This window comes from Catenulispora sp. MAP12-49 (genome assembly GCF_041262705.1).
Taxonomy (GTDB): Bacteria; Actinomycetota; Actinomycetes; order Streptomycetales; family Catenulisporaceae; genus Catenulispora.
Window position 1 is genome coordinate 96175 of the sequence record NZ_JBGCCP010000029.1, and the last position, 24597, is coordinate 120771.

Here is a 24597-nt window from a genome sequence, read left to right on the forward strand (position 1 = left end):
ACCCTCCACCCACGTCATGCGCCCACCCGTCACCCACCGCCGCCCGTTAAGGAAACGCTACGCGCTGCTGTATTGAATTGCTCCGAACCGTACGATGCGTGCATGGCACACAACGATCCGCAGGCACTCAGAATCCTCCCCTTCCGGGGACTGCGGTTCGCGCCGGACCGGGTCTCCGACCCGTCGGCGGTCACTTCGCCACCGTACGACATGATCGGTCCGGATGAGGCCAGGCGGCTGGCCGACATCGAGGAGCACAACGTAGTGCGCCTGATCCTGGCCGCGCCCGAAGAGCTGGCCGGCGGGCCCGGCGCACCGGTGCGCTACCACCGCGCGGCCACGTCGCTGCGGTCGTGGATCGACGACGGGGTGCTGCGGCAGGACAGCGAGGCGGCGTTCTACGTGTACGAGCAGACCGGCCGCGGCGGACGGCAGCGCGGACTGATCGCTCTGGTAGAGCTCGACGATGCCGAGCCCGCCCCGGCCCACCGCGCGATCCTGCCGCACGAGGCCGTGACCGACTCGGTGGTCACCGACCGCCTGGCGCAGATGCGCGCCACCGACGCCCACATCGAGCCGATCCTGCTCACCTACGAGGGCGACCGCACCGTCTCGGACCTGCTGGACGGCGTCGCCGACCGGACCGAGCCGCTGACCGCGGCCATCACCGCCGACGGCACCGAGCACCGCCTGTGGGCCCTGACCGACCCGGCGGCAACCGCCCGCATCGCCGCCGACCTGCTCTGGCACCGCGCCCTGATCGCCGACGGCCACCACCGCCACGCCGCCTACCGCCGCCTGCGCGCCGAACGCGGCGGCCCGGCGGCGTACGGCCTGGCCCTGCTGGTCGACACCAGCCGCTACCCGCTGAGCCTGCACGCGATCCACCGCGTCCTGCCGCACGTCCCCCTGAAGACGGCGGTCACGCAGGCCGGCAAGGTCTTCGCGGTCCGCGAGACCTCCGACCCGCACCACGCCCTGGACGCGATCCCCGCGGGCGAGCACGCCTTCGTCCTGTCGAACGGCACGACGCACTACCTGCTCACCGCCCCCGACCCGGCGGTCCTGGCCGAGACCGTCCCGGCCGACAAGCCGGCGGCCTGGCGCGCCCTGGACGCGACCGTGCTCCACCACGTCCTGGTCGAGGCGATCTGGCAGCTCCCGGACACCCCCGAGGAGGTCCGCTTCGACCACGACCCGGTCCACGCGGTCGCCGAGGCGGCGCGCATCGGCGGCACCGCCGTCCTGCTCCGCCCGACCACCGAGGACGTGGTGCGCCAGCTCGCCGGGGCCGGGGTGCTGATGCCGCGCAAGTCCACGGCGTTCGGCCCGAAGCCGGCGACGGGGCTGGTCATGCGGTTACTGGAGGAGTAGCTCCCCGATCGAGCAACTCCCCGATCCGCCCCCGCGACCAGGCGCCGTCCGCGATCACCACCCGGTACCCCACCGCCAGCCGCTCCCCCGCCGCCAGCACCCGGGGCTGCCGGAACGCCAGCGACGGGTTCACCCCGGGGTAGTCCTCGCTGCGCACGAACCACTCGGGCGCCGCGCCGTCCGGGACGAACACCAGCGTGGCGAAGCCGTCACGCTCGTCGAACTCCCCGATGTACGCCAGCCACCGCGCGCGCTCCCCCATCAGCGCCTCGGCGCCTTCCAAGCCGTTCGCGGCCAGCACCCGGCCGCCGGTGAACGACCGGGGCCCGCGCCAGAAGAAGCCGCAGTAGCCGGCCCGGTCGCGGCCGAGCACCGTCGGGCTCTTGAACGCCACCGGGCCGGCGCCGAGCGTTCGCAGTTCGCTGCGGAACTCCAACGTCCAGCAGCCCGCCTCGGGATCCACGGAGCGGACCGCGAACGTCCGCCGCTCGGCCAGGACCGGGGCTCCATCGGCGCCGATCCACGCCAGCTCTGCGGCGACCGTGCCGTCGGGAAGCACCTCGAAGGAGTTCGTGGCGATCCGGCCGACGTCGCCGAGGTCGACGTAGCCACGGCCGTCGACGTAGCTCGGGCCGCCCCAAAAGTTGGAGCCCGCCACATACGGCACCGCCATGGTCAGGCCTTTGTGCCACCGGTGGTCGTACGGACGGTGCCCGGTCACCACACCTCCGGCCAGTGTCCGTATCGGATGGAGATACGGGGCGCGGCACTCGCGGGCCGGGATCGCCTCGTCGGCGAACCGGGCACGCAGCACCTCCACCGCGCCTACACGGACGCTGACCTCGTCGCCGTTCGCGCTCACGACAGGTGCGGCCGGTAATCCGGAATCCGAGGCGGTCACTGGCCCTCCCGGCTTTGCTAGCCTTCCTGTGACCGTTCACGAGAACGATCCGCGACAGATCCTCAACGGAGGTGGTCCCGTGCGTCAACCCCCGGCCGTCGCCCCGAAGGTCGCACCGAAAGCCACCCCGACCGTCGCCTTGGTCGGCGTCCACGGCCACGGCCGGTGGCACGCGCAACGCATCGCCGAGCTCGAACGGGCCGGCCGACTACTGCTGACAGCGGTGGCCGACCCGCATCCGCCCGAGCCCGGCACTATCCCGGACGGCGTCGCCCGCCACGCGACCCTCGACGACCTGCTGGCCGCCGTGTCCCCGGACATCACGCTCATCGCCACACCCACCCCCACGCACTTCGCCCTGGCCGAAGCCGCCCTTCGCGCCGGCTCCGACGTCCTGCTGGAGAAGCCGCCGGTCACCGGCCTGGCCGAGCTCGCGGCCCTGCGCACGACCGCGGCCGAGACCGGCCGGATCGTGCAGGTCGGCTTCCAGTCGCTGGGCTCGGCCGCGCTGCCGGCGCTGCGCACGCTGATCGCGGACGGCACGATCGGCGAGGTCACCGGCATCGGGGCGGCCGGGGCCTGGTGTCGGCCGGAGACGTACTGGCAGCGCGCGCCGTGGGCCGGGAAGCGCTGGATGAACGGGGTGCCGGCGCTGGACGGCGCGCTGACCAACCCGTTCGCGCACGCGGTCGTCACCGCGCTGGCCGTCCTCGGCAAGGACGCGATGACGCAGGTCCCCGAGCGGACGCAGCTGGAGCTGTTCCACGCGAACCCCGTCGAGGCCGACGACACCTCCGCGGTCCGGATCGAACTGCCGGGCGCGCCGCCGATCGTGGTCGCGGTTTCGGTCTGCGCCCCGAAGGCCTCCGAGATCGATCCGTGGGTGCGGGTCCAGGGCACCGAGGGCGAGGCGGTTTTCCACTACACCGCCGGTCAGCTGACCGTCTCCCGTTCTACCTCTGGTGTGAGCACCGGCGTTGAGGAACTGAGCAAGACGGAACTGAACAAGACCTTCCCCGAGGCCGATCTGCTGGCGAACCTCCTGGACCACCGCGAGCGCCCCGACGAGGTGCCGCTGATGGTCCCGTTGGAGGACACCGTCGGCTTCACAGCCGTGCTGGAGGCGGTGCGGGACGCGCCCGAACCCCATGCGATCCCCGCGGAGTACGTCTCGTTCGAGCACTCGAAGGTAGGACGGGCGAGAACACTGGCCGGCGTCGTCGAACTCGTGCAGGCCTGCGCACGGGATCGACTGCTGTTCTCCGAAGCCGGTGCCCCTTGGGCACTTCCCGATCACTGAACGGACACCTCGCGGTCGGCGGCCTGCGCTAGGGTCGCCGGCCATGGGAATAGCCGAAAGACTGTTCGGGTCGGCCCGCGACCGGTTCGGCAAAGAGGTCGCGGCCCGGGTCAGAGCGGTGGACTCCGTGGCGTGCGCGGACTACGACCCGGAGAAGTTCCAGGTGGTGTATCAGGGGGCTCAGGGCGGCGAGCCGGCGGTCATCAACCTGGAGACGGTCTTCCGCGAGAGCCAGGGCGCCCCGGCCGCGGTGCGCAAGGCCGCCATCGGCCGGCTGGTCGACGTCGCCGCGCTGCCGCCGACGCCGGACGACTGGGCCGACGTGCAGCCCGCGGTACGCCCCGTCCTCCGTCCGATCCCGGCCGACCCGAAGTTCGACATCGTCAGCCGACCCGCCGGGCCCTACCTGGCGGAGATGCTGGTCGTCGACACCCCCTCGGCGATGCGCTACGCCGGCTGCGCGGACCTGGCGCGCTGGGGCGTCAGCGCCGAGGAGGCGTTCGACGCCGCGCACCGGAACATGGCCCGCACGGTCACCACGTCCCTGGACGAAGCACGCCGCCGCGAGGGCAGCACCGAGCCGACCCGCCTGACCGACAACGGCGACGCCTACCTGACCTCCCTGCCGCTGGTCCAGGGCTGGCTGGCGACCGTGCAGCGCATCGCCGGCGCCCGCCCCCTGGCCTTCCCGGTCAGCAACAACACCCTGCTGCTGGCCTACGAGACCGACGACGCCGAGGCCCTGACCAAGGCCTTCGAGGTGGCCGAGCACGAATGGCGCGAGGCCGCGCGCCCGATCAGCCCGGCCCCGCTGACCGTCGACGAGGACGGCACGGTGGTCCTGTACCAGGCCCCGAAGGAGCACCGAGCCCACGCGGCGGTCAAGCACGCGCAGATCCTGCTCGCCATGGACGCCTACGGCCCGCAGACGGAGTACCTGCGCGGCATAGCAGGCTCCGGCGACCCCTTCCCAGCCGCTCTGAAGGGCTTCCGCGACCCGTCCGGCGCCGAGGTCACGGCCGCCTCCTGGGCCGACGACGACACCTCGCTGCTGCCGGAGGCGGACCTGGTCGCGTTCCCGAAGCGCGAGCAGGAGATGCTGATGGTGCCCTGGTCGGTGGTCGTCGAGGAGGCGGGACTGACGCCCGCCGAGGGGTACCACCCGACGCGGTACCAGGTCGGCGGCTGGCCGGACGACGACGTGATGGAGCGCATCGCGAAGCTGGCCGCGGAGGCTTGAGCACGCCGGCTCGGGATATGCGATGCGGCCCGGGCGGGCCGGCACCGCGCAGGTAGCGCCTACAGCCAGCCGGTCAGCCAGAAATACCGGCTACCGGCTACCGGCACGCCACCCAGCCCGCGCCTGTCCCTACTCCCGCCGCACCGGCGCCGTCGACTCCCGCACGACCAGCTGGCTCGGCAACACCGCCGGCACCGGCGCCACCTTCGTCCCGCGCAGCATCCCGATCAACGTCCGGGCGGCGCGCTGGCCGAGCTCGGAGCTGAAGATGCGCACCGTGGTCAGCGACGGCGTCAGCAGCGCGGCGGTCGGGGTGTCGTCGAAGCCGACGACCGACACCTCGCGCGGGACCGAGATGCCGCGTTCGCGCAGCAGCCGCATCGCGCCGATGGCCATGGCGTCGTTGAAGGCCAGGACCGCGGTCGGCGGGTCGGGGCGGTCGAACAGGGTCTGGGCGGCCCGGTGGCCGGATTCCAGGGAGAACTCGCCAGCGGCGATCAGGTCCTCCTCCAGCGGCACGCCGGCATCCGCGGCCGCCCGGCGGCAGCCGCGCAGGCGCGCCCGCTGGGCCAGGTTGGTCGGATTGGTCGGGCTGCCGCCGGCGATCAGGGCGATGCGGCGGTGACCCAGCGCCAGCAGGTGCTGGGTCGCGCCGTAGGCGCCGCTTTCGTCGTCGGGCCGGACCGAGGGGACGGCCAGGGCCACGTGCCCGATGGCCACCACCGGGTAGCCGGCCTCGACCAGCAGCCCGATGCCCTCGTCGCCCATGCCCGCCTCGACGATGACGCCGTCCACCGCGCGGCGGCGCACCAGGCGGCGGTGCGCGGACAGCTCCAGGTCCTCAGCGTCGGGGCTGGAGATCAGCACGCTGAAGTCGTTCTCGGCGGCCACCCGGTCCACGCCGCCGACGGTCTGCACGAAGTGCGCGTTCGCGAAGGTCACCTCGACCGGGAACGGCAGCACCAGGCCGATCGTGTCGGTGCGGGCACGGGCCAGCGCGCGGGCGGCGAGGCTGGGCCGGTAGTTGAGCTCGCGCATCGCGGCCAGGACGCGCTCGCGGGTCTCCGGGGCGACGCCGCCGGCGTCGTTGATGACCCGCGAGACCGTCTGGTAGGACACGCCGGCCCGGTCGGCGACGTGCCGCATGGTGGTCTGTCCCGTGGATTTCATGTCGGCGTTCACGCTAGCGCACGAACATGTGACCGTTCACGAGGCGCCACACCACCGCCCGGCAATCACTCCTCCACGACAGTCCCGCCCCACTCGGCCGGATCCACATCCCGCACGCTCTCGCAGAACTCCCACCGATGGCCGGCCAGGTCGTCGACCGTGAACTGCAACTCCCCGAACGGCTGCTCGGCCAGGTCCCCGACGATCGAGGCACCGTGCGACTTCACCCGCTCGTACTGCGCCCGCACGTCCTCGACCCGGACCTTCAACAGATGGGTCTCAACACCGGCCTGCGGCGCCGTACGAGCTCCGCGCACGTCGGCGATGATGACGGCCCCGTCCTCCCCGATGCGCATCTGCGACCGGTGGTCCTCACCGATCCGGATGCGCTCGGCGAACCCGAAGACCTCCGTCAGCCACTCCACGGCGGCCCGGACGTCCGGATACACCAGCACCGGGATGACGGTCGCAGACGGGATCGAGCGATTTGTCTTCACGGGCTCACGCTAACCGCGCCCACTGACAAACGCGCGGCCAAGCACGCAGCCAAACACCCGGCCAAACGCGCGGCCGGTGCGGGCGACCCCTGTAGAAGTCGCCCGCACCGGCCGCTGGCTACCTGCTACCTGCTACCGACCACCGGTCAGCGTGAACGGCGCCGACAGGTCGACGTCGTACGGCGTGGTGTCAGCCTCCTTGTCGATCTGCAGCACGTACCCGCCCGGCTCGACGGTCGGCGGCCCGGAGGCGTCGATGTCGCCCTGGCTCCGGGCCAGCGCCGAGGCCGGGAAGGTGACCTTCACGGTCTGCGACGCCCCGGCGGCCAGGGTCACCCGGGTGAACCCGACCAGCCGCTGCGGCGGCTCCGCGGACGAGCTGACCGGCTGGGCCACGTACAACGGCACGACGTCCGTCCCCGATCGAGTACCGGTGTTGGCAACGGTGAGCGTCGCGGTGAGGCTGCCGCGCGCCGAGGCGCTCGGCGTCACCGACAGCCCCGAGTGGCTGAAGGTGGTGTAGGAGAGCCCGTACCCGAACGGGTAGAGCGGGTTGTAGGCGTGTCCGGGCCCTGAGCCGGTCCCGGGCAGCTGGTCGAAGAACTTCGGCTCGTCGCCCAGCGGGGACGGCGCGCTGCCGTCGAAGTCCCCGCCGACGGCCGGCGCGTCGGACGGCCAGCTGATCGACAGGTGCCCGCTCGGGTCGGTCTTGCCGAACAGCACGTCCGCCACGGCCTGCCCGGCCTCGGTGCTGCCCTGGTAGGCCATCAGCACCGCGTCGGCCTTCTCCGCCGAGCCCAGTCCGACCGGACGGCCGGCCTCGACCACGACGATCACCGGCTTGCCGGTCGCCTCCAGCGCCGAGATCAGCGCCTGCTGGTCCGGAGGCAGGGCCGGGGCCGGGTTGTCGCCGAGGCCTTCGGCGTACGCCTTCTCCCCGACCACAGCGACGTAGGCGTCGGTGTTGGGAGCGGCGGCCACAGCTGCGGCCTGGTCAGGGATGGAGGTGGCCTGTGTGTCGGCGCCCAGGATGCCGGTCTGCACCGTGGTGCCCGGCGGGATCTGGTCCGGGGAGCCCATGCAGCACACGTGCCCGGCACCGGCGACACCCTGCCAGCTCACGCTCCAGCCGCCGAGCTGGTTGGTCATCGAGTCGGCGCTCGGGCCGGTGACCACCACGCGGGCGCCCGCGGCCAGCGGCAGCACGCTGTTCTGGTCGCGCAGCAGCGTGATCGACTCCTGCGTGGCCTTCAGCGTCTGGTCGCGCCCGGAGGTCACCACGGCGTCGGCGGCCCCGGCGTTCAGGCACGGCTTGCTCGGATCGGCCACACAGGGCTGGTCGAACAGGCCGAGCTGGAACTTCATGGTGAGGATGCGGCGCACGGCGTCGTTGATCGTCGACATCCGGATCTTGCCGTCGCCGACGTCCTGGACGATCGCGCTCTGCCACTGGTCCGGGCCGTTGACCTCCATGCTCATGTCCAGGCCGGCGTTCACCGCCTCGGCCACGGCGTCGGGCAGGCTCCCCGCGATGTGGTACGAGGTCTGCAGGGCCTGCACGTCCTGGTAGTCGCTGATGATGACGCCCTTGAAGCCCATCTGGCCGCGCAGGATGTCGGTCAGCAGGTAGTGCGAGGAGGTGGCCGGCACGCCGTTGATGGAGCCGGAGTCGACCATCACCGCGTCGGCGCCGGCGTTGATCGCCCCGGCGTAGGACGGCAGGATCGTGCTCTGCAGGTAGTTCAGGGGCAGCAGGGCCTCGTTGCGGTCGTGGCCGTTGACCGACTCCGAGTACCCGGCGAAGTGCTTGACGGTCGCGCTGACGTCCAGGCCGCCGGCCGGGGCCGGGGTCTGCAGGCCGGTAACGTTTGCGGCGCCCATCGCGGAGGACAGCGCCGGCTCCTCGGCCCATGTCTCGTAGGTACGGCCCCAGCGGTTGTCCCGCGCCAGGTCCTGCACCGGGGCGAAGGCCCAGGTCCAGCCGGTCGAGCGCAGGGCCGCGGCGGTCATCGCGCCGCCGGCCTGGGCCTGCGAGGGATCCCAGGTCGCGCCCATGCCGATGGACTGCGGGAACAGCGGCGCCTGCCAGGGGTGGCCGAAGCCGTGGACGGCGTCGACGCCGAAGCTCAGCGGGATGTGCAGCCGCGAGTGGGCGATCGCGTACTGCTGGATGGTGTTGTAGTCGGCGGCCCAGTCCTGAGCGGTGTTGCCGCTGGTACCGCTGCCCGTGGTGTCCGCGGGGTTGTCGGTCCCGCCGGCCAGGATCGATCCGACGTTCTGGTCGATGATCGCCGACTGCATGCACGCCGGGGTCGGCAGGGCGAAGCCGGCCGACCCGCAGGCGCCGCCGGCGGAGGCGGTCGCGTTGTCGACCAGTTGCTGGTCCATCTGCCCGGCCTTCTCCGGCAGGGTCATGCGGCCGAGCAGATCGTTGACCCGCGCGGCGATCGGCGCGGTCTTGTCGAGGTACTTCGGCTGTGCGGCGTTGGCCGCGGCGCCGGTGGCGGCGACCGCGTCGATGGTGGCCAAAGTGAGCGCGGCGGCGACGGTGACGTGCACCAGGCGCCGCGTCGAGCGCGCCTGTGTACGGCTCCTGAGCGGCCGTGACCAGGGTGTTCGAGCACGCATCAAGGACACTCCCAGCTGTTACTAGCTTCGATGAGTGAGGTTTGGTGCGGCCGCAAACAATCTTGCTGATGGGGAGTCAGTCAACTGCGGGAACGCGGGTGCGTCAAGGCTCTGCCGACGGGCGCGCTCAAGCGGCCGCCGCGGCCGCTCCGGGAGAGGGGGGTGGGAGCGGGCCGCGGCGGCCGAGGGAGGGTGGCGGTCAGCGCCTGGTGCGCACGGCGCCCATCGTCATCCCCTGCATAGCCAGGCCCAACAGCACGGCCACGGCCCCGATCGCCACGTTGTTCCAGATGACGGCCATGGGCGCGCTGTGGCCCGCGGTCACCACCCACGGCGAGATGATCATCCACACCCCGACCGGCACGGCGATCCAGCCCAGCCGGTACAGCCGCTCGGGCTGCAACGCCAGGCCGAAGCCGAACGCGGCCAGGCACAGGCCGATCACCAGGTTGTTCACCCGCAGGTCGGACGAGATGGAGTGCACGACCCACGGCGAGATCGCCATGTACATCCCCAACAGGACGACCGCGCCGTCGAGCATCGAGGCACGGGGCCCCTGCACGACCTTGGCGAACCGCTCCCGCATTTCCTGCGCATCCGGGTGCGTGGTGATGTCCGACGCATGCCGTGGTGCGGTCTCGGACATGGCTCTCACTTCCCTTCCCGATCTCCTCACGTAGAGCCTTTTGTCACAAGTATCCGCTTTTGTTCACCCGGAAGCCACAGTCCGCTTGCCCGCCGCCGGATTCCCCGGATCGACGCCGAAGCTGATGATCCGCCGCGGATGCAGCCGGATGATCGGACCGCCCGTATTGGCTCGGGAGTCCACCGGGTCCTCGATCACCTCGGCCCGCCCCCGGATCTCCAGACAGCGCACGGTCCACGGCTGCGTGCTGACCACGTCGTCGACGACGAAGGCCGCCGCCCCGTTCGCGGCGACGTTGCGGTACTTGCGGCTCGCGGCCATGGCCCGGCCGCCGATGTCGATCGTGCCCAGCTCGGCGTTGACGCCGAACCCGACCGGGCTGACCTGGAGCGTGCCGTCGGGATGCTGGGTGGCCAGGCGGCCCAGGCGCTGGTGGCGCAGGTAGTCCAGTTCGACTTCAGTGAAGATCATCGCGACTCCCGGAGGATCGGAACGGTTGTCATTCATTCGATTGAATAATGTAGCCTGGCACCATGTCCACCGCGCCCGAACCGACACCACAGTCCTCCCCGCGCCGCGCCGCACCCCCGCGGTCCGCCCGCGGCACCTCGGCGCAGTCCCGCGAGAAGATCCTGGAAGCCGCCGTCGCCGAGTTCGGCGCGAAGGGCTTCGCCGGCGCCCGCACCGCCGAGATCGCCGCCCGGGCCGGGGTGAACCAGCAGCTCATCGCGTACCACTTCGGCGGCAAGCAGGGCCTGCTCGACGAGCTGCGCGCCCGGTGGGCCGCCGCCAGCGCCCAGCACGCCCCCGGACCGGCCGCACCCCTGGCCGAATCCGTGCGCTCCTACCTCGACCTGACGCTGGACCAGCCGGACTGGTCGCGCCTGGTGGTCTGGCGCGCCCTGGGCGACACCTCCGACGCCCCGCCCGACGCCCCGCCCGACGAGCAGTCCGAGCGCCTGCGGGCGGGCGTGGACGGCATCCGGCGGCGCCAGGCCGCCGGCGAGGTCGCCGAGGACCTCGACCCGGCGTTCGCCCTGCTGCTGTGCTACGCGCTCACCTTCGCCCCGATCGCCCTGCCGCACTTCGTCCGCGACATCACCGGCCTGGACCCGCTCTCGCCGGAGTACCGCGACCGGTGCGCCGCCGAGATCGTCAAACTGCTGGCCCCGCGCGGCCAGGACCCTGAGGAGGGACCTTCCGTATGAGTTCCGCGATCGTGTTCACCGAGTACGGCGGCCCCGAAGTCCTGCGCTTGATGCAGGCCGAGCCGCCGGCGCCGGGCGAGGGCCAGGTCCGAGTACGGGTCCGGGCCGCCGGCCTCCAGCCCGCCGACTCGCTGCTGCGCAGCGGCCGCTTCCGCGCCTTCATGCCGGCCCGGTTCCCGCAGCGGCTCGGCAACGAGCTCGCCGGGGTCGTCGACGCGGTCGGTCCGGGCGTGGCGCACCTCCGGCTCGGCGATGACGTCCTCGGCCCGGCCGCGGCCCCCGGCGCGCACGCCGACCACGCCCTGGCCGACGCGGCCCAGCTCGTGGCCAGGCCCGCCGGGCTGGACTGGAGCCAGGCCGGCGCGCTGTCCGCGTCGGGACAGACCGCCGCGACCTGCCTGTCCGATCTGGAGGTAGGACCGGGCGACACCATCCTGATCCACGGCGCCGCCGGAGGCGTCGGGAGCATGGCGGTGCAGATCGCCTTCGCGCGCGGAGCTCGGGTCATAGGGACCGCCTCGGAACGCAATCACGAGTTCCTGCGGGAGCTCGGTGCCGTTCCGGTCGTCTACGGACCCGGACTCGCCGAGCGTGTCCGCTCGGCCCTCCACACGCCGGTCGACGCGACGCTCGAAGCACAGTTCGACGCACGGGTCGACGCCGCCTTCGACACCGCCGGGACCCCCGACGCGCTGGAGGCCTCGACCGAGCTGGTCGCCGACCGGTCACGGATCGGCACGGTCGCCGCCGCGGCCGAGGTCGAACGGTACGGGATCCGCCGGATGAGCACGCGCCGGTCGGCCGAGCAGTTGCGGGAGCTCGTGGAACTGACGCGGGCCGGCCGGCTGAAGGTCTTCGTCCAGCGGACATTCGCCTTGGATCAGGCATCCGAGGCATATAAAGAGCTTGACGGCGGACACGTGCGTGGCAAGCTGGTGTTCCTCATGCCCTGAGCGCGCTGAGGGCTCCAACCGGGAGCGCTACAGTGAGGGCTGCACATACACGGGTATGCGGCTGCTATGTCCTCCGTCCGGTTAATGACAGTCACTGGTTTGCACAAGACATCCATAGCGTGGCGCCGATGGGCGCTCCGGGCTGCGATCCCGGTGGCGGCGGCCTTCCTGCTGCTCGCATCGTTGTGGATGGCCGTGCGCATCACACCGTTGCAGTCAGTGACGGCGGCCGGACAGACCGTCGATGTAGGCGCCGCGGCGCCGGGCCTGGGTTTCTCCGGCCCCGGCGAGATGGACCTGTTCGGCCAGACGATCGCCACCCAGCCGCAGTTCCCGGGACCGGTGCGGCCCCGGCTGCGGCTCACGCACATCACCGCGAACGCCGAACTGGAACAGCTGCTCGGCTCCAGCGACAAGAACAGCGCGGGCATCCTGGGCAGCCAGCTGTCCGCCGGGTGGCTGCGGTACGGGTTGTGGGAGAGCGCGGTGTCGGCGGGCATCGTCGTGGTAGTGCTCTCCGCTGTAACCGGTCTGCGGCGGTACTCCCTGCGCCGGACCGTGGCCGTGCTGGCCTCCGGGGTGGTGGCGATGACAGCCGTCAACGCGGTGGGATTCGTCCTGCTGGCCTCCGGTACTCCCACGGCCCTGCGGCACGTGCACTCCCTGTCCGACCTCGTCGGCCGCAACGCCGGCTACCCCGTCGCCCCGGCCGACGGGCCCTCGCTGAACGGGGTGCAGGCGGTGGTGATCGGCGACTCCACCGCGGCGGCGATCGGCAACCGGCCGGTGGCCCATCCCAGCGCCCTGGACAAGGCCTGCGGCCGCAGCGCCGACTCCTTCGCCGAGCAGCTGGCCGCGGTGAACAACTGGAACGTGCTGAACCTGGCCTGCTCGGGCGCGACCGTGCGCACCGGCCTGCTCGGCCCGCAGCCGGCCGGCTCGCTCAGCGCGCCGGCGCAGATCGCCCAGCTCCAGCGCGCGCCGAAGGCCCGCGTGATCATCGTCAGCGTCGGCGCCGACGACCTGCACTGGGCCGACCTGACCCGGTTCTGCGCCGCCAGCCCGGACTGCGACGACCGGGTCACCGACGCCTACTTCCAGCAGCAGACCGCCCAGTTCGTCATGGACTACCGCGACCTGCTCACCCAGCTCGCGGCCCTGCCGGGGCACCCGGCGGTGATCGTGAACCAGTACTACGACCCCTTCGGCCCCGACACCTCCTGCCTGGCCGCCGAGCACGTCGACGCGGCCAAGGCCAAGACCCTTCAGGGCCGCCTGGACCAGCTCAACACCGCGCTGCAACAGGGCGCCGACGCGGCCGGCTTCACCTCGGTGCAGCCCTCGTTCGCCGGGCACGCGCTGTGCAGCGCCGAGCCGTTCGTGCAGGGCCCGAAGGACAAGGCCCCGCTGCATCCCACGGCGGCCGGGGAGCTGGCCATAGCGCTGGCCGACCAGGGGGCGCTGTACGAGGCCGAGCGGTCGCCGTCCACCGGGCAGACGTCGTCCGGGGACTCGTCGTCGTCCGGGGAGACCTCGAGCACCGGCGGACCCTGAGTCCGGGGAGCACTGAGTCTGGGAAGAACTGAGTCCGGGAGGTCTGAGTCCGGGGAGTCCTGAGTCCGGGCTGTCCGGTTGCGCCCGGACCGATCCCCCTTTGCCTCCCTTCCAGTTCCTGCGCTGCCGTTTGGTGAACCGTCGCGCACCTGTCGCGGGCGCTCCGCCCCGGTGTCCACTGTGGTTCTCAAAGTGCTGACACCAAGCACTGAGGATCAGATTCCAGTGACCAGAAGGGAACCATTCGTGAGGTTCACCCCGAAGACCGCGGCGCTGGCCGTGGTCGGCGCCGCGGCCCTGGTGGCCACGGCCCCGGTGGCCGCGAACGCCGCGAACGCCGCGAGCGGCACCACGCACCAGGTGGTGGCCGCGGCCGCGGTCAAGCCCGCCTCCTCGATCAACGGCAGCATCTCGGCCTCGGAGATCCTGTCCCGGGCCGCGTCGTGGAACGGGACCCCGTACAGCACCACGACCTACAAGTACGGGCCCGGCAACGACGTCTCCTACCGCACCGACTGCTCCGGCTACGTGTCGATGGCCTTCCACCTGTCCAGCAGCCTGACCACGGTGACGCTGCCCTCGGTGGTGCACTCCATCAGCAAGGACGACCTGCAGCCCGGCGACATCCTGGGCGTGCTCGGGTCCGGCACCGGCGGCAACGCTGGGCACGTGCTGATCTTCGACGGCTGGGCCAACAGCGCCCACACCGAGTACAACGCCTGGGAGAACTCCGGCGACCAGGGCGTGCACCACGGCGCGATCCCGTACCCGTACTGGCCGAACACCAGCGGCCCGGCGGCCTCGCTGTACAAGCCCTACCGGTACAACAACGAGAGCGGCTCCCCGGGCGGAGGCGGGGTGCCGCCGTGGCCGAACCTGACGGTCAACGACTCGGGCACCAACGTCGAGGCCGCCCAGTACCTGCTGGACGACCACGGAGCCGCCATCGCGACCGACGGCTCCTTCGGCGCCAACACCGAAGCCGCCACCAAGTCCTACCAGTCCGCGCACGGCCTGGGCGTCGACGGCCAGATCGGCCCGCAGACCTGGAGCTCGCTGATCGTCCAGATCCAGCTGAACTCCTCCGGCGACGCGGTCAAGGCCGCGCAGCTGGAACTGAACAAGTACGGCTACGGCCTGTCGGTCGACGGCCAGTTCGGCGCCGGCACCGAAGCCGCGGCCAAGGCGTTCCAGTCAGCGCACGGCCTGCAGGTCGACGGGCAGATCGGCCCGCTGACGTGGGAGACCCTCGTCGGCGACTGACCGGCACGAGGTAGCTCAGGCCCCGGCCCGGATCCCCGAGCCGGGGCCCGGGTCTTCGAACCGATTCCGCCCCGCGCCGGTCAACTAGTTGTGACCCCGTCTGTACGTACCCGGATATCCACGACCGCCGGCTGCTGTGCCGCGATCCTGACCTTGGTCGGCGCGTGCGGCTCACGTTCCTACGAGCCGGTCGCACCGGCGGCCTCGGCCCTGCGGGGAACGACCCAGGTCGCCGTCCTGGTCGGCTATGACGCCAAGACCAGACTTCTCGCGTTCAGCCCGGCGGTGCTCTACGTCGGGAGCAACGGCAAGGGAACCTACGAGCCGGTCGCCGGAGCGTCGACCTACACGTTCCCGCTGTCCAGCGATCCCACGGTGCTGATAGGTACCACCCCGTGCTCGATCGAGCAGTTCGCCGACTCCCTGACGGCGCACCCCCGCACCGCGGACCCGATCGCGGCACAGCTCGCCATCGACCCCCGCGGGGAGATCACGAAGATCACCGAGGTGACCGCCCCCGGAAGCTGAACGCTCAGGCCCGCACCAGCGGAGACCGGCTCAGGATCACGATCCCGGCGACCGCGAGGATCCCGGCCAGGACCTGGACGGCCAGCGCCCGCCCGGTGGCCAGCGGCTCGGAGAACACGACCGCGCCCATCAGCACCGAACCGACCGGCTCCACGGTGTCGATGACCGGCAGGGCGACCGCCAGGGAGCCGGCGTTGTACGAGCTCTGCACCAGGAGCAGCCCGGTGATGCCGACGCCGATCAGCGCGTACGGCTCCCAGTGCCCCAACGTGGCCAGGCCGTCGTTGCGGAACAGGTCCGCCGTGCTCTTGGCCAGGGCGTCGAGCAGGGCCAGCAGCATCCCGGCCGCCGCCGCGTACAAGGCGGTCCGGACGTTGCCGGACCTGCGGACCCCCACCGCGAGCAGCGCGGCCGCCAGTGCCACCACGACAGCCAGCACCGGCACCCAGTCCTCCAGCGCCGGCACCACGGTCCCGTTCGTGGAGGGCAGCACCACCAGGAACGCGGCCATGCCGCCGACCGTGCACGCCGCACCAGCCGCCTCGGCCCCCGTCAGGCGCTGGCCCTGGCGCCAGGCCAGCAGCGGCAGCGCGAACACCAGGTCGGTGGAGGCCAGCGGCATCACCAGCACCAGCGGACCGAACGCGAGCGCCACACCCAGGATGATGAAGGAAGCGACGTCCAGCGCCATCCCCGCGACCCAGACCGGCCGCCGCACAAGCGAGGCGAACAGGCTCAGCCGCAGGGCCTGGTCTTCGGGCACCGACGCGGCTGCGGCCTGTTGAAGCACGGCAGCGACTGCGAAGGACAGCGCTGCCAGCAGCGCCGCCGTCACCGCGACCGCAATGGACATGGTTCACAGCATGGCGCTTGGCCGCACGGGATCTTCGCAGGACACGCGCTTGCCCAAACGCATGCCCAGACGCATGCCCAGCCGCACGGACAGCGCCCGCGTACGACGCCCCGCGCCCACGGCTGATACGTTTCCCAAGCAAGGCCCGTACACCGGCCACCCACGCCGGAAGCGGGCGAAACCGCCTCCCGACCAGGGGTTTCAGATGTCGAATCCGGTGAGTACAGATCTCGGTTCGCACACGCACCAGATCGACACCCTCATGTCCGGCCACACCGGCATCACCGCCGGCTACGCCATCCTCGGCGACCACCCGGCGCTGATCGAGACCGGCACGGCCAAGTCGGCGCCGGTGGTGCGCGACGCGCTCGCCGCGCTCGGGGTCGGCCCGCAGGACCTGCGGACGATCGTGGTCACGCACATCCACCTGGACCACGCCGGCGGCGTCGGGGACCTGGCGGCGATGTTCCCGAACGCCGAGATCGTGGTCCATGCCTCCGGCGCGAAGCACCTGGTCGATCCGACCCGGCTGATGTCCAGCGCCCGCCGGGTGTTCGGCTCGCTGATGGACGACGTGTTCGGGCCGCTGCTGCCGACTGAGGCCCGCCGGGTGCGCGCGGTGGAGGACATCGGCTCGATCGACCTCGGCGGCGGCCGGCGCCTGGAGACCCACCACACCCCCGGCCACGCCCGCCACCACGTCGGCCTGATCGACAGCCTCACCGGCGACCTGTACGTCGGCGACGCCGCCGGCCTCTACATCCCCTCGGACGACCCCGACCAGCCCGGCGACGTCCGCCCCGGCACTCCCCCGCCGGACTTCGACCTCCCGCTGGCCCTGAACTCCCTGGAGAAGTTCCGCACGCTGCGCCCCACCCGCCTGCTGTTCAGCCACTACGGCCCGGTCCGCGACGTCAGCGACATCCTGGCCCGCGCCGAGGAGGAGGTGCGGCTGTGGGTGGAGCTGGTGCGCGACGCCCGCACCAGCCGCCTGGACCTGGACCACGCGATCGAGATGGTCCGGGAGAAGACGGCCGCGCGCTACCCGGTGGAGCAGGCGAACGAGGAGACGCAGACGAAGTTCGAGGAGCTGTCCTCGTACGCGTCGAACATCGTGGGGATCAACAAGTACCTGGACAAGGCGGACGGCTGGGAGCATCCGATGGCCGACGCCTCGAGCGCCGGGTGAGGCACGCCGAGCCGACTGTCGTCAGATATACCAATCGGTTTATCGACAAGCCAGCAGGAGCGGGAACGCCTCGACGACGTCCTTGACCGTGGCGGTGGGGGTGGGGGTGGCGGTCGGGGTCGGGGTCGGGGTCGCGAGGGCAGTAGCAGTAGCAGTAGCAGTGGCGGCCGGAGCAGCGAACTCGCGGCCGCGATCGATCCAGACCGTCCTCAGCCCCACCGCCGCACCACCTCCGATGTCAGCACCGGAGTTGTCCCCGACCATCCAGCCGCCGTCGGCCAGAACACATCCCGCACCCTCGGCGGCGATCCGAAAGATCTCCGCATCAGGCTTGCGCACGCCCAGCGCCCCGGACACCGCCACCGAGTCGACCAGCCGGTCCAGCCCGGTGCGCTCGATCTTCCCGAGCTGATTGTCCGCCTCGCCGTTGGTCACGATCCCCAGCCGCCACCCGGCGCGCCGCAACGCGACCAGCCCGTCGCGCACCTCGTCCCGCAGCTCCACGAACTCTGGCATACGCGTGCGGTAGAGCCGCCACAAAACCTCCACAGGCTCGGTGAGCCCATAGCGTTCCCGCACCCTGGCGAAGAACTCATCGCGCCTCTGATACGGATCCCAGGCTTCGACCAGCCAATCCTCCGACCCTGTCGGCAACGCGAAGCCCCGGACGAAGTCCCGCGCGAAGCGCCGGAAGGCCGGTGCCAGAGCGATGAGTGTGTCGTCCAGGTCGAACAGCGCGAGCGGCCCCATGGAGCTGATCGTACTGAGCGCTACATTGGTACGGGCCCGTCAAGCTCGCGGGCCATTACCACTCCGGAAGGGCCGCCGCAGTGACCGAAGCCGCCGTCCAGACACACAATGAACCGACCGAACCAGTCATCGCCCCGGCCCCGGCCGAGGCCGCCATCACCACCGAGGCCGAGCTCCGCGAGCTGCTCGGCGAGCCGATGGAGCGCGCGATCAACAAGGAGCGCGTCCGGCTCAAGCCGATCGACCGGCGGTGGCTGGCCGCCTCGCCGCTGTGCTTCCTGGCCACCAGCGACGAGCTGGGCAACTGCGACGTCTCCCCGAAGGGCGACCCGGCCGGCTTCGTGAAGGTCCTGGATGACACCCGGCTGGCCATCCCCGAGCGGCCCGGCAACCGGCGCGCCGACGGGTACCACAACATCCTGCGCAACCCGCACGTCGGCCTGATCTTCGTGGTGCCCGGCCGCACCGAGACGCTGCGCATCAACGGCCGGGCGCGGCTGGTGCGCGAGGCCGCGTACTTCGACGACATGGTCGTCAAGGGCCACCGGCCGATCATGGCGCTGGAGGTCGAGATCGAGCAGATCTTCTTCCACTGCGCGAAGGCCTTCATGCGCTCGGCGCTGTGGAAGCCCCCGACGTGGGACCCGGACCAGCTGCCGCCGCACGCCGCCATCGTGAAGTCGGTGCAGTGGACGCGCGAGTCGCTGGAGGAGCTGACCGAGTACTACGGCGCCAGCTACGAGAAGAGCATCTACGTCACCAAGAAGTAGCAGCTCAGCGGGGTCAGCGGCGGCGCTTGTCGGCGGGCCCGGGTAGCGTCGGGACCATGGCCCTCACCTATCAAGTCGTCGTCGACTCCGCCGATCCGCACACCCTGGCCGACTGGTGGGCCGAGACGCTGGGCTGGGACCTGGAGCCCTCCAACGAGGGCTTCATCCGCCGGATGATCGCCGAGGGCCAGGCCGCCGAGTCCGACACCACGACCCACAACGGCGTCCTGGTCTGGGCCGCGGGGCAGGCCGTCGTGCACCCCGCCGGCCGGGACGCCGGCCCCGGCTCGCGCATCCTGTTCCAGGCCGTGCCCGAGCCCAAGACCGTGAAGAACCGCCTGCACCTGGACATCAAGGTCGGCGACGGGAACCTGGAGAGCGAGCTGGAGCGGCTCACCGCCCGGGGCGCCACCGAGCTGTACCGGGGCCGCCAGGGGCCCTCGAGCTGGATCACCATCGCCGACCCGGAGGGCAACGAATTGTGTCTGCACTCGTGAGCACCGCCGGTTAAAGTCACGGTCATGACGTCCGAGAGCGCCTCCGCCGTCCGCGTGGACAGCTGGATCTGGTCGGTGCGGCTGACCAAGTCCCGCTCCATGGCCGCCGACGCCTGCCGCGGCGGGCACGTGAAGGTCAACAACGAGAGCGTGAAGCCCTCGCACCTGCTGCGGGTCGGCGACGAGGTGCGGGTCCGGCAGGACCAGCGCGAGCGGGTCGTGGTGGTCAGCAGGCTGATCAGCAAGCGGGTCGGCCCCCCGGTCGCCGCCGAGTGCTACGTCGACAACAGCCCGCCGCCCCCGCCGCGGGAGCTGTTCGTCCAGGTCGCGGTGCGCGACCGCGGGGCCGGACGGCCCACCAAGCGCGAACGGCGGGACATGGACCGGCTGCGCGGGCGGGACTTCTGAGTTTCTGAAGGCCCCGAGCAGCAGAACGCCGCGGAACCGGACTCAGGGTATCCGGCGCCGCGGCGTCATCTCGTGCGAAGACCGCCCTACTTCTTACGGCCGTACCGCGTCTCCGCGTACTTCCGCATGATCGTGAGGGTCTTAGGGTTCCGCGCGAACGTCGTCGGCTCGAACGGCGTCGAGTACCGGCGCCGGGTGATCGCCTTGGGCCGCGTGAACTCGCGCAGCCCGTCGGCCCCGTGGATGCGGCCGAACCCGGACTCCCCGACGCCGCCGAAGGGCAGGCCCGGGATGCCGGCGAAGGCGATGACCGCGTTGACCGAGGTCATCCCGCTGCGCAGGCGCCGGGCGATGGCCGCGCCGCCGTGGCGGGCGAAGACCGAGGCGCCCAGGCCGTAGTCGGTGGCGTTGGCCAGCTGGATCGCCTCCTCGACGTCCCGCACGCCCTTGATCGTGATCGTCGGTCCGAACGTCTCCTCCCGCACCGCGCTGGAGTCCTCCGGCGTGTCCAGCAGGACGGTCGGCTCGACGTACGGCGCCTTCACCGCGCCGCTGCCGCCGACCAGCACCGTGGCGCCCTTGGCGATGGCGTCGTCGATGTGGCCGCGGACCACGTCGATCTGCGAGGGCATGGTCATCGGGCCGTAGGCGGCGTCCGGACCCTCGCCGGGGGCCAGCGCCAGCTTCTGGATCTGCGAGGTCAGCTCGGTGACGAACTTGTCCTTCACCGAGTCCACGACGTAGACCCGCTCGATGCCCACGCAGGTCTGCCCGGCATTGGACATCGCGCCCCACAGCGCGGCGTCGGCGGCCTTGGCCACGTCGGCGTCGCCGGCCACGATCATCGCGTCCTTGCCGCCGCACTCCATCAGCACCGGCGTCAGCGAGGGCGCGCACGCGGCCATCACCTTGCGCCCGGTCCGCGCGCTGCCGGTGAACGCGATCTTGTCCACGCCCGACTCGCACAGCGCGGCCCCGGTCGGCCCGGTCCCGGTGACCAGCCGCAGCACCTGGTGCGGCGCGTCCGGGTTGGCCTGGTTGAACGCGTCGACGACCCACTTGCCGATCGCGGTGGTGTACTCCGAGGGCTTGAACACCACGGCGTTGCCGGCCGCCAGCGCGTAGGCGATCGATCCCATCGGAGTGAACACGGGATAGTTCCACGGACCGATGACGCCGACGACACCGAGCGGCTGGTACTCCAGCGTCGCGGCGTGGTTGGACATCAGCAGCCCGGTGCCCACCCGGCGCGGGTGCAGCACCTTGCGCGCGTGGCCGGCGGCCCAGCCGATGTGCTCGATGGCCAGGAACGCCTCCAGGAAGGCGTCCTGGCGCGGCTTGCCGTTCTCCCGGTGCATCAGCTCGCACAACTCGTCGAGCCCGCGGGTGATGACACCAGCCCACTTGCGCAGCCGGCGCTCACGCTCGGCCCAGGACAGCGAGGACCACCAGGCGAACGCCTGGCGCGCCTCGCCCACGACCGCACGCACCTGCTCGGCGGTCATGGCGGGGAAGGTGGCGACCTCGCCGCCGTCGGCGGGGTCGTAGGAGACGAAACTGGGGGCGCCCGGTTCCAGGACGCCGACAGCCGCGCCGTTAGCTGAACCCTGATCGCTCATGGCTGACTGCCTCTTCCGTACGGAGGGAGGTGGATGGGGGTCGGGGACGGTGGTTCCGGAGGGTGTCCGGACGATCGCTACCAACGGGTAACGTCGATGGTTCCGATCCTTCACCTCGAAACGGCCTGGGGCAATAGGGAGTTGGGACGTGCGGTGGATCCGGGCCGGATCCAGGGCGGGTCCAAGCAAACGCGAAGGGCCGTGCGCGGCGGCCGGCGCGGCCGGAAACGACCGACCGGCGGCCGCCTCGAGGGGCGGCCGCCGATCGGCGGTGCAGATTCAATCCGGGCCAGAGCCCTGGATCAGTCCGAGTCAGTCCGGGCCAGAGTCCAAGTCAGTCCGGGTCTGTCCGGGCCAGTCGTCAGTCCTTGTCGGACCGGGAGTGGTCGGCGTCGTGCTCGTCGCGGTCGTCGTGGTCGTCGCGGTCGATGTGGTCGGCGTCCTCGGCTTCGAGGTCGTCGTCCAGGTCGTCGCCGCGGTCGTCCTCCTCCGCGTCGTCGTCCTCGTCGTCCTCGTCGTCGTCGAACTCTTCCTCGTCGTCGTCCTCGAAGTCCTCCGCGACGTGACCGGCTTCCCCGGCCCCGCCAGCCTCAACGGCTTCGCCGGCGTCCTCGGCCTCGTCGCCTTCCTCCGCGTCGAGTTCGTCCTCGAACTCGTCGAAGGCGATGCCGTCGAGCTCGTCGACCCGCTCGGCGGCGTCGGTGAGCCCCTCGGCGTCGGCGTCGGCGGCCCGCATGAACCACTCGCGCGCGTCGTCCTCGCGCTCGGCCGCCAGCAGCGCCTCGGCGTAGGCGTAGCGCAGACGCGCGGTCCAGGGCTGGATCTTCGCCGGCGTCAGATCGGCGCCCTGCAGCTGCACCACAGCCGCCTCCGGCTGCTCCATGTCCATCCGGGCGCCGGCCGCGACCATCCGCAGCTCGATCTGCGTCTCCTTGTCCAGGGTCTTGGCCTCCGGCGCGGCGGCCATCGCCAGGGCCCGCTCCGGACGTCCCAGGCCCCGCTCACAGTCGGCCATGACGGCCCAGTGGTCGTTGGTCCCGGTGATCCGTCGCACGGTCCGCAGATCGGCCAGCGCCTCGGAGTACCGCTCGGTCAGGTACGCGGCCAGCCCGGCGGCCTCCCGCGTGGAGGCCAGACGCGGCGCGAGCTTCATCGCGGTCCGCGCGTGCCGGTAGGCCAGCTCCGGGTCCTCGTCCAGGTTCTGCCCGGCCATGACCAGGTGCCCGGCCACCAGCGTGGCCTTGGACCTCAGCAGCTGGGCGAGCTCGTCCTGGATGTCCTTGTCGAGCTTGTCGACGGTCGCGTCCGGCGAGATCTCCAGCACGTCCTCGGCCTCACGGGCCTCTCCGTTGACACCCTCGAACCCGGCACCGCCGCCCTCACGCTGACCGAAGCCGCCCCGTGTGTCCTCCTCGGCGAAGCCACGGCGCGCACCGTCGTCGCCGAAGCCACGCGGGGAGCCGAACTCGCGCTCGGGACGCTCGGAACGCTCAGGCCGCTCAGTACGCTCGGACCGGTCGCCGGCGAAGCTGTCACGACGGTCACGGTCGCCGTAGCCACGCTCACGGTCGCCGCCCTGCGAATCGCGCTGGCCGTAGCCACCCCGCGAGTCACGGTCGCCGGTCCCACCACGCGAGTCACCACGACCGCCACGGTCGCCGTAACCGCCGCGCGAGTCCCGGTCGCCGCCGGAGCTGCGCGTGCCGGAACGGTCGCCATAGCCACCACGAGAGTCCCGGTCGCCACCACGGGAGTCCCGGTCGCCGCCAAAGCCGCGAGAGCCGGAACGGTCGCCGTAGCCACCACGGGAGTCCCGGTCACCGCCACGCGAATCCCGGTCGCCGCCAAAGCTCCGGGAGCCGGAACGGTCGCCATAGCCACCACGCGAATCCCGGTCACCCCGGGAGCCAGACCGATCCCCATAGCCACCACGGGAGTCCCGGTCGCCGCCAAAGCCGCGAGAGCCGGAACGGTCGCCGTCACCGCCACGGGAATCCCGGTCGCCACCGAAGCCGCGCGAACCGGAACGGTCGCCATAGCCACCACGGCCCGAGTCACGACCGCCCCGCGAGTCACGCTCGCCGTAGCCGCCATGCCCCGAGAAGCCCCGCGAGTCACGTCCATCGCGCGAACCAGAACGGTCGCCATCGCGCGAGCCGAAGCCGCCACGGCTGCCGCCTCCGCGAGAATCCCTGTCCCCGTAACCGGAGCCGCTCCGCGAATCGGAACCACCACGGGAGTCGGAGCTTCGGCCATCTCGGGAACCGAAACCACCGCGCGAGTCCGAACCCCGGCCATCCCGGGAACCGAAACCGCCCCGCGAGTCCGAACCCCGGCCGTCCCGCGAACCAAAACCACCACGGGAGTCAGAACCCCGGCCGTCCCGCGAACCGAAACCACCACGGGAGTCAGAGCCGCCACGCGAGTCGGAGCTTCGGCCATCCCGGGAACCGAAACCGCCGCGCGAGTCCGAGCCCCGACCATCCCGGGAACCGAAACCACCGCGCGAGTCCGAGCCTCGCCCGTCCCGCGAACCGTAGCCGCCCCGCGAATCGCGGTCGCCGGAGCCGGAGCCGCCGCGCGAGTCACGATCCCCATAGCGGGAACCACCGCGCGAGTCCCGGTCGCCGTACCCGCCACGCCCGCGGTCGCCGCCGGCGTCACGTCCACCTCCACCGCGCGAGTCGCGGTCGCCGTAGCCACCCCGCCCGCGGTCGCCACCGGAGTCACGACCGCCCCGCGAGTCACGGTCGCCATGGCCGCCACGGCCACGGTCGCCGCCGGAGTCGCGGTCGCCATATCCACGGCTGTCGCGCGAGCCCGGACGGTCGCCGTAGCCACCCCGGGAGTCGCGGCTGCCGGAGCGGTCACCATAGCCGGAGCCGGAACCAGAGCCGGCACGGTTGCCACGGTCGCCGCGGTCGCTACCGCCGGTACGGTCCGAGCGGTCGTCCGCCGGCCGGCGGTTGTCGCCGCCGCGGGGCCCCTGGCCTCGGTCGCGGTCCCGGTCGGAGCGGCCCGGGCGACGGTCCGAAGATGGTGACATTGGATGCAGCTCCTGTTCCTGTTATGAGTCGGGGTCCATCCTCCCGCACCGCGGAAGAAAGGGCCAAACGCGACGAAGCCCCCTCCGGATCATCCCGGAGAGGGCTTCGTGAAATTTAGTCCGGCCGCGTCCTACTCTCCCACCAGGTCCCCCTGGCAGTACCATCGGCGCTGGCGGGCTTAGCTTCCGGGTTCGGAATGGGA

Annotated in this window: 22 protein-coding genes, 1 rRNA gene and 1 pseudogene; 13 read left to right on the forward strand and 11 right to left on the reverse strand. The window is 71.7% G+C overall.

The annotated features are described in order from the left end of the window. Nucleotides 1-102 precede the first annotated feature (102 nt). Nucleotides 103-1374, forward strand: a complete 1272-nt coding sequence (locus ABIA35_RS37005) for a DUF1015 family protein (protein WP_370344853.1) — start codon at nt 103-105, stop codon at nt 1372-1374. Here the strand turns inward: ABIA35_RS37005 and ABIA35_RS37010 are convergent. Next, a complete protein-coding gene (locus ABIA35_RS37010) occupies nt 1352-2275 on the reverse strand; it encodes a PmoA family protein (RefSeq protein ID WP_370361021.1) in 924 nt (307 codons plus the stop codon). The two genes, ABIA35_RS37005 and ABIA35_RS37010, sit on opposite strands and share 23 nt — an antisense overlap. A gap of 79 nt (nt 2276-2354) precedes the next feature. Here ABIA35_RS37010 and ABIA35_RS37015 point away from each other — a divergent pair, with 79 nt between their 5' ends. After that, nucleotides 2355-3575, forward strand: a complete 1221-nt coding sequence (locus tag ABIA35_RS37015; RefSeq protein WP_370361022.1) for a Gfo/Idh/MocA family protein — start codon at nt 2355-2357, stop codon at nt 3573-3575. A gap of 43 nt (nt 3576-3618) precedes the next feature. Continuing rightward, nucleotides 3619-4815, forward strand: coding sequence for a hypothetical protein (locus tag ABIA35_RS37020; protein ID WP_370361023.1), 1197 nt, complete (start codon nt 3619-3621; stop codon nt 4813-4815). Nucleotides 4816-4944: 129 nt separating this feature from the next. Here ABIA35_RS37020 and ABIA35_RS37025 read toward each other — a convergent pair whose 3' ends face one another. The 5 genes from ABIA35_RS37025 to ABIA35_RS37045 form a co-directional block, all read right to left on the reverse strand. After that, nucleotides 4945-5985, reverse strand: a complete 1041-nt coding sequence (locus ABIA35_RS37025) for a LacI family DNA-binding transcriptional regulator (protein WP_370344857.1) — start codon at nt 5983-5985, stop codon at nt 4945-4947. Between the two features lie 65 nt (nt 5986-6050). Then, nucleotides 6051-6482 (reverse strand): VOC family protein, encoded by a 432-nt coding sequence (locus ABIA35_RS37030; protein ID WP_370344858.1) that lies wholly within the window; start codon nt 6480-6482, stop codon nt 6051-6053. A 132-nt stretch (nt 6483-6614) separates the two neighbouring features. Beyond that, on the reverse strand, nt 6615-9110 hold the full coding sequence (locus ABIA35_RS37035) for a glycoside hydrolase family 3 N-terminal domain-containing protein (protein WP_370361024.1): 2496 nt from the start codon (nt 9108-9110) through the stop codon (nt 6615-6617). 199 nt (nt 9111-9309) lie between these two features. After that, a complete protein-coding gene (locus tag ABIA35_RS37040; protein WP_370344860.1) occupies nt 9310-9756 on the reverse strand; it encodes an SPW repeat protein in 447 nt (148 codons plus the stop codon). 63 nt (nt 9757-9819) lie between these two features. Further along, complete coding sequence (locus tag ABIA35_RS37045; RefSeq protein ID WP_370344861.1) at nt 9820-10227, reverse strand: PPOX class F420-dependent oxidoreductase; 408 nt, start codon at nt 10225-10227, stop codon at nt 9820-9822. 62 nt (nt 10228-10289) lie between these two features. Here ABIA35_RS37045 and ABIA35_RS37050 point away from each other — a divergent pair, with 62 nt between their 5' ends. From ABIA35_RS37050 to ABIA35_RS37070, 5 genes are all read left to right on the forward strand, one after another. Continuing rightward, nucleotides 10290-10964, forward strand: a complete 675-nt coding sequence (locus tag ABIA35_RS37050) for a TetR/AcrR family transcriptional regulator (protein ID WP_370361025.1) — start codon at nt 10290-10292, stop codon at nt 10962-10964. Next, entirely contained in the window at nt 10961-11917 is a 957-nt protein-coding gene (locus ABIA35_RS37055; protein ID WP_370361026.1) for an NADP-dependent oxidoreductase, read from the forward strand. Before ABIA35_RS37050 ends, ABIA35_RS37055 begins: the two co-directional genes overlap by 4 nt. Before the next feature lie 99 nt (nt 11918-12016). Next, a complete protein-coding gene (locus ABIA35_RS37060) occupies nt 12017-13471 on the forward strand; it encodes a GDSL-type esterase/lipase family protein (RefSeq protein WP_370361027.1) in 1455 nt (484 codons plus the stop codon). Nucleotides 13472-13717: 246 nt separating this feature from the next. Continuing rightward, complete coding sequence (locus ABIA35_RS37065) at nt 13718-14734, forward strand: peptidoglycan-binding protein (RefSeq protein WP_370344865.1); 1017 nt, start codon at nt 13718-13720, stop codon at nt 14732-14734. A 90-nt stretch (nt 14735-14824) separates the two neighbouring features. After that, nucleotides 14825-15262: a hypothetical protein gene (locus ABIA35_RS37070; RefSeq protein WP_370361028.1), complete on the forward strand. Its 438-nt coding sequence runs from the start codon at nt 14825-14827 to the stop codon at nt 15260-15262. Between the two features lie 4 nt (nt 15263-15266). Here ABIA35_RS37070 and ABIA35_RS37075 read toward each other — a convergent pair whose 3' ends face one another. Further along, nucleotides 15267-16115: a DMT family transporter gene (locus ABIA35_RS37075; protein ID WP_370344867.1), complete on the reverse strand. Its 849-nt coding sequence runs from the start codon at nt 16113-16115 to the stop codon at nt 15267-15269. Nucleotides 16116-16320: 205 nt separating this feature from the next. On the opposite strand from ABIA35_RS37075, the gene ABIA35_RS37080 reads away from it, so the two are divergent. After that, entirely contained in the window at nt 16321-17304 is a 984-nt protein-coding gene (locus tag ABIA35_RS37080; protein WP_370361029.1) for an MBL fold metallo-hydrolase, read from the forward strand. A gap of 39 nt (nt 17305-17343) precedes the next feature. On the opposite strand, the gene ABIA35_RS37085 is transcribed toward ABIA35_RS37080, so the two are convergent. Continuing rightward, nucleotides 17344-18054 carry an HAD family hydrolase gene (locus ABIA35_RS37085; RefSeq protein WP_370361030.1) on the reverse strand — a complete coding sequence of 237 codons (711 nt, stop codon included), beginning with the start codon at nt 18052-18054 and terminating at the stop codon, nt 17344-17346. A gap of 155 nt (nt 18055-18209) precedes the next feature. Between ABIA35_RS37085 and ABIA35_RS37090 the strand changes: the two genes are divergently transcribed. The 3 genes and pseudogenes from ABIA35_RS37090 to ABIA35_RS37100 all read left to right on the forward strand — a co-directional run. After that, the gene (locus ABIA35_RS37090) at nt 18210-18824 is read left to right on the forward strand and encodes a pyridoxamine 5'-phosphate oxidase family protein (RefSeq protein ID WP_370361034.1); all 615 of its coding nucleotides are present in this window, start codon (nt 18210-18212) and stop codon (nt 18822-18824) included. Nucleotides 18825-18880: 56 nt separating this feature from the next. Next, nucleotides 18881-19321 carry a VOC family protein gene (locus ABIA35_RS37095; protein ID WP_370344870.1) on the forward strand — a complete coding sequence of 147 codons (441 nt, stop codon included), beginning with the start codon at nt 18881-18883 and terminating at the stop codon, nt 19319-19321. 45 nt (nt 19322-19366) lie between these two features. Next, a pseudogene (locus tag ABIA35_RS37100) lies at nt 19367-19729 on the forward strand (RNA-binding S4 domain-containing protein); the annotation flags it as partial. Between the two features lie 86 nt (nt 19730-19815). Here the strand turns inward: ABIA35_RS37100 and ABIA35_RS37105 are convergent. Then, nucleotides 19816-21348, reverse strand: coding sequence for an aldehyde dehydrogenase family protein (locus ABIA35_RS37105; protein WP_370361031.1), 1533 nt, complete (start codon nt 21346-21348; stop codon nt 19816-19818). A gap of 361 nt (nt 21349-21709) precedes the next feature. Continuing rightward, on the reverse strand, nt 21710-22672 hold the full coding sequence (locus ABIA35_RS37110; protein WP_370361032.1) for a hypothetical protein: 963 nt from the start codon (nt 22670-22672) through the stop codon (nt 21710-21712). Here ABIA35_RS37110 and ABIA35_RS37115 point away from each other — a divergent pair. After that, nucleotides 22568-24391: a hypothetical protein gene (locus ABIA35_RS37115; RefSeq protein WP_370361033.1), complete on the forward strand. Its 1824-nt coding sequence runs from the start codon at nt 22568-22570 to the stop codon at nt 24389-24391. The two genes, ABIA35_RS37110 and ABIA35_RS37115, sit on opposite strands and share 105 nt — an antisense overlap. 121 nt (nt 24392-24512) lie before the next feature. Here ABIA35_RS37115 and rrf read toward each other — a convergent pair. After that, a 5S ribosomal RNA gene (gene rrf, locus ABIA35_RS37120) occupies nt 24513-24597 on the reverse strand; the annotation flags it as partial.

Excerpts from the sequence above, each read along its gene's own strand:
- ABIA35_RS37005 (WP_370344853.1), top strand. The coding sequence starts at position 103 with ATGGCACACAACGATCCGCAGGCACTCAGAATCCTCCCCTTCCGGGGA.
- ABIA35_RS37020 (WP_370361023.1), top strand. The coding sequence starts at position 3,619 with ATGGGAATAGCCGAAAGACTGTTCGGGTCGGCCCGCGACCGGTTCGGC.
- ABIA35_RS37025 (WP_370344857.1), bottom strand. The coding sequence starts at position 5,985 with ATGAAATCCACGGGACAGACCACCATGCGGCACGTCGCCGACCGGGCC.
- ABIA35_RS37035 (WP_370361024.1), bottom strand. The coding sequence starts at position 9,110 with ATGCGTGCTCGAACACCCTGGTCACGGCCGCTCAGGAGCCGTACACAG.
- ABIA35_RS37040 (WP_370344860.1), bottom strand. The coding sequence starts at position 9,756 with ATGTCCGAGACCGCACCACGGCATGCGTCGGACATCACCACGCACCCG.
- ABIA35_RS37045 (WP_370344861.1), bottom strand. The coding sequence starts at position 10,227 with ATGATCTTCACTGAAGTCGAACTGGACTACCTGCGCCACCAGCGCCTG.
- ABIA35_RS37050 (WP_370361025.1), top strand. The coding sequence starts at position 10,290 with ATGTCCACCGCGCCCGAACCGACACCACAGTCCTCCCCGCGCCGCGCC.
- ABIA35_RS37055 (WP_370361026.1), top strand. The coding sequence starts at position 10,961 with ATGAGTTCCGCGATCGTGTTCACCGAGTACGGCGGCCCCGAAGTCCTG.
- ABIA35_RS37075 (WP_370344867.1), bottom strand. The coding sequence starts at position 16,115 with ATGTCCATTGCGGTCGCGGTGACGGCGGCGCTGCTGGCAGCGCTGTCC.
- ABIA35_RS37080 (WP_370361029.1), top strand. The coding sequence starts at position 16,321 with ATGTCGAATCCGGTGAGTACAGATCTCGGTTCGCACACGCACCAGATC.
- ABIA35_RS37085 (WP_370361030.1), bottom strand. The coding sequence starts at position 18,054 with ATGGGGCCGCTCGCGCTGTTCGACCTGGACGACACACTCATCGCTCTG.
- ABIA35_RS37095 (WP_370344870.1), top strand. The coding sequence starts at position 18,881 with ATGGCCCTCACCTATCAAGTCGTCGTCGACTCCGCCGATCCGCACACC.
- ABIA35_RS37105 (WP_370361031.1), bottom strand. The coding sequence starts at position 21,348 with ATGAGCGATCAGGGTTCAGCTAACGGCGCGGCTGTCGGCGTCCTGGAA.